Genomic DNA, 517 nt, shown 5'->3' with positions numbered 1-517 from the left:
CGACTGGGGCGGAGCCGGTGCCGGTCCCGCCGCCGAGTCCGGCCGTGACGAACACCATATCCGAGCCGTCGATCGAGTCGTAGATCTCCTCTTGAGACTCCAAGGCGGCTTCCTCGCCGACCTGCGGGAGCGAGCCCGCGCCGCGGCCCTGCGTCTTCTGTTCGCCCATCAGGATCTTCGTGTCGGCTTCGATCTCTACGAGGTGCTGGACGTCGGTGTTGGCGGCGACCAGCGTCGCGCCCTCGATGCCCTCTTCGTGCATTCGATTGACGGTGTTGCCGCCGGCGCCGCCGCAGCCGACGACCGTGATGTCAGTCTGGAGGTCGACGAGGACTTCCTGCAGTTCCTCGTCGGTCATCGTTCCGGTGCGGGGCATCTCCCCGCCCGTGGGTGCGTCGACGGCGTTCCCATCCCCCGTCTCCTCGGCCTCGTCTATCGCATCGTCGACGATGGAGTCCATAGTATGGCCATTCGTACCGAATACAGCCTAATTATCTTTCCCCCTTTCGTCGGACGC

Annotated in this window: 1 pseudogene; it reads right to left on the bottom strand. The window is 65.2% G+C overall.

Features of this window, described 5'->3' with window-relative positions:
• Nucleotides 1-460: pseudogene (locus tag DEQ92_RS21860) on the bottom strand (cell division protein FtsZ); the annotation flags it as partial.
• Between the last annotated feature and the right edge of the window lie 57 nt (nucleotides 461-517).

Origin of the sequence: Haloferax sp. Atlit-6N (assembly GCF_003383195.1) — an archaeon.
In the GTDB taxonomy this organism is placed as follows: Archaea; Halobacteriota; Halobacteria; order Halobacteriales; family Haloferacaceae; genus Haloferax; species Haloferax gibbonsii.
Note: the sequence above shows the minus strand (reverse complement) of the source record. Positions and strands in the feature narration are given on the sequence as shown.